The 4,226-nt window shown below is 36.6% G+C and carries 6 protein-coding genes; 4 read left to right on the top strand and 2 right to left on the bottom strand.

Features of this window, described 5'->3' with window-relative positions; genetic code table 11:
* Nucleotides 1-172: 172 nt before the first annotated feature.
* Nucleotides 173-913, bottom strand: coding sequence for a tyrosine-protein phosphatase (locus tag HJ01_RS17015; RefSeq protein ID WP_007139758.1), 741 nt, complete (start codon nucleotides 911-913; stop codon nucleotides 173-175).
* 103 nt (nucleotides 914-1,016) lie between these two features.
* Complete coding sequence (locus HJ01_RS17010; RefSeq protein ID WP_007139757.1) at nucleotides 1,017-1,775, bottom strand: hypothetical protein; 759 nt, start codon at nucleotides 1,773-1,775, stop codon at nucleotides 1,017-1,019.
* Nucleotides 1,776-2,481: 706 nt separating this feature from the next.
* On the opposite strand from HJ01_RS17010, the gene HJ01_RS17005 reads away from it, so the two are divergent.
* From HJ01_RS17005 to HJ01_RS17525, 4 genes are read left to right on the top strand one after another with little or no spacing between them, the layout of a single operon-like run.
* A complete protein-coding gene (locus tag HJ01_RS17005; protein ID WP_007139754.1) occupies nucleotides 2,482-3,237 on the top strand; it encodes a hypothetical protein in 756 nt (251 codons plus the stop codon).
* Nucleotide 3,238: 1 nt separating this feature from the next.
* Nucleotides 3,239-3,634, top strand: a complete 396-nt coding sequence (locus HJ01_RS17000; RefSeq protein WP_007139753.1) for a DUF5675 family protein — start codon at nucleotides 3,239-3,241, stop codon at nucleotides 3,632-3,634.
* A gap of 10 nt (nucleotides 3,635-3,644) precedes the next feature.
* Nucleotides 3,645-3,881: a hypothetical protein gene (locus HJ01_RS16995; RefSeq protein ID WP_007139752.1), complete on the top strand. Its 237-nt coding sequence runs from the start codon at nucleotides 3,645-3,647 to the stop codon at nucleotides 3,879-3,881.
* The gene (locus tag HJ01_RS17525; protein WP_007139751.1) at nucleotides 3,871-4,047 is read left to right on the top strand and encodes a hypothetical protein; all 177 of its coding nucleotides are present in this window, start codon (nucleotides 3,871-3,873) and stop codon (nucleotides 4,045-4,047) included. Before HJ01_RS16995 ends, HJ01_RS17525 begins: the two co-directional genes overlap by 11 nt.
* Nucleotides 4,048-4,226 lie beyond the last annotated feature (179 nt).

Below are 4,226 nucleotides of genomic sequence, written 5' to 3'. Positions count from 1 at the left end.
CGGGACAAAAGCTTGAAAACTATCTTGAAGTACCGCTCCGCAGCCCAAGCCGTTCGTCCTTCGTTTTCAACTCGTGGACTGCTGCTAGCTGACTGCCACTGGCATTCCTCCTTTTAATTTCAAATATTGTTTTTTGATGTTTTTAATTTAAGGCGGTGTTTCTTAGCGAAATCTATTCCGACTTAAAAAACTGATTGTTGGCTATTATCTCTTTTAAAGGAATCAAATCTTTCAATTTTACTTTCTGTTCAAATGCAGCAATATGTTTTTCATGATGCACATCAGAACCTACATAGGTGTACATTCCTTTTGCAAGTAATTGCTCTGCTATTTTAGCGATGCCTTCGCCGTAGTAACCTACAACCGCCAGAAGATTGAGCTGAAACAGGCAGCCCGCTTTTTTTAGTTTTAGGTATTCATTAAAATTATTGTGATAAAATAAATAACGCTCTGGGTGTGCTAAAACCGGAATATAGCCAGCTAGCTGCAAGTCAAAAAGAATGGAATATAATTGTATGGGCGCATTGATGTACGACATTTCGACCAATACATAATTATCTTTCAAGGTCAATAAATCATTTGATTGAAAAAGTTGTACAAACTGATCGTCCATCAAATATTCTGCCGCTGCTTGAAAAGGTAGGTGAATGTTGTTTTTTTGTAAATCAGCTACAGTATTGTTTTTATTGGCAATAATTTGTTGATGAGTATTATCCCATACATGCTGGATGATATGTGGTGTTGTGATGATCTGTGTCACCCCAAAGCCCTGAAGTGCTTGGGTTAGTCGTAAACTGTCTTCAAACGTACGTGCACCGTCATCTATACCCGGCAAAAGATGCGAGTGGATGTCTATATGCCCCTCTGGAATTAAATCCTTGAGTATAAGTTTTGATTTAAATATTGTAAACATATAACAAAGGTAGAAAAAAGTAAGCAGTGTACAGGAGGTAGTGTTCAGTTATCAGTAAACTTTGTTCAGTGTTCAAAGAACTACAGTGAAATTGTTATGAGGTTTAGGGAGTATAGCAGGCTATTATTGTGGTCGTGTTGTTTTTTCGGTGTAACATCTTATATTTTTTTCGTTCTTGTTTTGCAAAGCCAATGAATAAGAATATCAGGTATAAATGGTTTCCCATTGGTTTGTTAGTTTGTAATATTAGTGTTTGTTTTTCGGATTCTTTGGTTAGTATTATTTCATCGCTATAACAGCTATCAAAGGAGTCATTTTCGAAATCCCAATTGGCTGTCGCTGATGACAAATGCACATGGGTGGCTTCTTCCGGCCAGTCTAAATGTTTTTTAGCGATGAGATCAGTGAGCGTAACTGTTTTATTCTCTAGATTATATTGTTCCTCCATTTTAAGAACCTTATCAAGAGGTCTTAGTTTGTTGCTTTCAAAGCGCAATAAACACTGCTTTCCCTCCCTAGTTTTTAGACCTTCTATCAGTGTTCTTTTTCCTTGTGGCTGGGTGATGTCTTCTTGGAGAATTTCGAAAAGTAGTTTGTTTGTTCTTCCCGCGACACTTCCGTCTTTGGCTAAGATGTTAAAACGTCCGGCTAGCTGTCTAAATTGAGAAGCTTTTTTTACACAGTGTCCGAATTCCTGTCCCTGATTGCGAATTCTGTCGAAAACAGGATTGTTTTTGAACTCATGTGATGTAACTCCCGTTTTTCCCTTCATTCGGGCATAATTTTCCCCATCCGCCGTTATTACAAAATTGATGTCATTTATAGTTCCTTTGAGTAGGAATGGAGCTGTTACTTTTGCCATTTTTTATCGTTATTCGTTATGCGATTACCGTTTTTCGTCGTTCGTTGGAATGGAGATATTTGGATTTAACTTACTGTTGTTTTTGCTTCAGACCTTATAAATAAGTAATTGTGAAAAAAAGTATTCTTCTCTAAATTAGATGATCTGTTCTAGATCGTTACGCTATTAATTGAACTGCTTATTGAACAGGTATTCCATTGTTAGAAAAGTGCATCAGCCGATTTTTTTAATTGCTTAAAACCTTATCCGATTATACAACGTAAAACATGTTTTAATTGAAGCCCTGAATAGTCACAAAACTCTTCTATGGAGAGTAGTTGATGTGGCTCTTTATTCAAGCTGGTTTTTATCTTATGCAGATACAACCGTGCTTGTCTGTATGTTTTACCAGTAATACGTTGTACATCTTTTGGATAAATACATACCCTGATGTTACTTGTCATGACATTTTTTTTGTTTTAATCCGTAATCAAAGGCCATTGACTTTCTTTTGATTCGAAAACTAATGTAAAGTTATGAAAATTAATCACTTATGGATTGACTATAAGAGGTAATTGTAGGCCTTTTAGTACCATTATTGACATCTGTGTTTTGAAAAGTAATTTAATTGATCGAATCTTTGTTGAAATCATTCCCGATTTAGTTGCAACGAATATTCAGGATGAGCGAATAGTAAAATTATTTTCAAACTTAAATTTTAGTAATTATGGCAAGACAGAATGGAATAATTAAATTAAAAGGTACTATAGGAGATATTACTTTTTACAAAACCAAGGATGGTCATTTGGCACGTGAAAAAGGAGGTGTTGATGCAAGTAGAATTGCGAACGATCCCGCTTTTCAGAGAACACGTGAAAATGGAGCTGAATTTGGCCGAGCAGGTAAGGCAGGTAAAACGTTGCGAACCGCATTAAGAACTTTACTTCTGAATTCTGCTGACAGTAGAATGGTAAGTCGACTTACCCAAGCCATGATCAAGGTGATCCAAGCGGATTTAGTTAATGAGCGTGGGCTGCGTAATGTTATTGATGGAGAAGCAGAATTGTTAGTGGGATTTGAGTTTAATGTTGGGGGGAAATTAGGAACCAGTTTATTTGCTCCGTTTGCTGGTTCAATTGATAGGGTTACAGGTGAAATCTCCCTGATGCTTGCTTCCTTTGTACCTGCAAATATGATTGCAGCTCCTGGAGGAACTACCCATTTTAAAATTATTTCTGCTGGATCTGAAATAAATTTCGAATTAGAAACATTTGTCACCTCCAATGCGGAAACGGCCATTCTTCCATGGGACATGACTGCAACTGCTGTAATTAATCATTTGAATTTAGTAACGCCAAACAGTGTGAGTCCATTATTTTTAGCTGTTGGAGTAGAATATTACCAAGAGATAAATGGAAGAATGTATCCGTTGAAAAATGGTGCCTATAATCCATTGGCTGTGGTACAAGTAAGTGGACTGTAAGATGGTATTGGTATTGTCCAGAACTTATTTTCTAGGAGGCACTAATGGGAAACTTGATTGTAATGGTCAATTTATTTGTTTTACAATTGAATTGCCCTGGAGAGCAAATGATAAAAGAGTTTCCTGTATTCCTGAGGGGTATTATTTATTGAGAAAGCGATACAGCCAGAAGTTTCAATGGCATATTGAAGTGGTTGCTGTAAAAAACAGAAGTTTTATTTTATTGCATCCTGCTAATAATGCTCTGAAGGAATTGAATGGTTGTATTGCTCCTGTGTCCACTCTTTCAGGTCCAGGATTAGGTTTAGAATCCCGACGCGCTTTCGCTAAAGTAAGAAGTTTAGTTTATAAAGCTTTGGAGGGTTCAGAAATAGTATCATTAATTGTTCAATCTTAATTTTATACTTATGAATATAGTAAAGAGAGCCAAAGCTCCAACACCTAATTTTTTTAAAGCCCTACGAACTATTGGATTGGTATTGGCTGCTGTTGGTAGTATTGTTATTACTGCGCCAGTTGCTTTACCAGTAGTTGTTGTTTCTATAGGGGGATATTTTGCTGTTGCGGGAGGTGTACTATCCGCTGTAAGTCAGCTAACGACTTCCTATGGGGAAACTCCTTATCCAAAAGGAGATGACAACTAGCAATCCTACCCTAATGGGTACCGCAGGAGGAACCTTTTTGAGTGTTGTGCCGAATTTGCATTCGGAGGATGTTTTGAAAACTGTTTTATTGGCTGCTGTTGGAGCTATAGTCAGTTTTGGAATATCGATGGTACTTAAATTTATAATAAAGAAGTACCGGAAATAGTTTTAATTTGTTTGTTGTAATGGAAAATTAAAACAAAATGAAAGCCCAAACCGAAAGGAATGGGCTTTTTTCTGTTTTGGATTATTGTCAGTCGTTGCTCGTCACTCGATTTTTATTTTTATTAAAGAATTACGGGTGTTCTACTATTGTTATTATTTAAGGGCGGTGTTAAGAGGTTA

The sequence above is a fragment of the Flavobacterium frigoris PS1 genome (assembly GCF_000252125.1).
Lineage (GTDB): Bacteria > Bacteroidota > Bacteroidia > Flavobacteriales > Flavobacteriaceae > Flavobacterium > Flavobacterium frigoris_A.
This window is presented reverse-complemented; position numbering and strand designations above follow the sequence as displayed.

Excerpts from the sequence above, each read along its gene's own strand:
- HJ01_RS17015 (WP_007139758.1), bottom strand. The coding sequence starts at position 913 with ATGTTTACAATATTTAAATCAAAACTTATACTCAAGGATTTAATTCCA.
- HJ01_RS17010 (WP_007139757.1), bottom strand. The coding sequence starts at position 1,775 with ATGGCAAAAGTAACAGCTCCATTCCTACTCAAAGGAACTATAAATGAC.
- HJ01_RS17005 (WP_007139754.1), top strand. The coding sequence starts at position 2,482 with ATGGCAAGACAGAATGGAATAATTAAATTAAAAGGTACTATAGGAGAT.
- HJ01_RS17000 (WP_007139753.1), top strand. The coding sequence starts at position 3,239 with ATGGTATTGGTATTGTCCAGAACTTATTTTCTAGGAGGCACTAATGGG.
- HJ01_RS16995 (WP_007139752.1), top strand. The coding sequence starts at position 3,645 with ATGAATATAGTAAAGAGAGCCAAAGCTCCAACACCTAATTTTTTTAAA.
- HJ01_RS17525 (WP_007139751.1), top strand. The coding sequence starts at position 3,871 with ATGACAACTAGCAATCCTACCCTAATGGGTACCGCAGGAGGAACCTTT.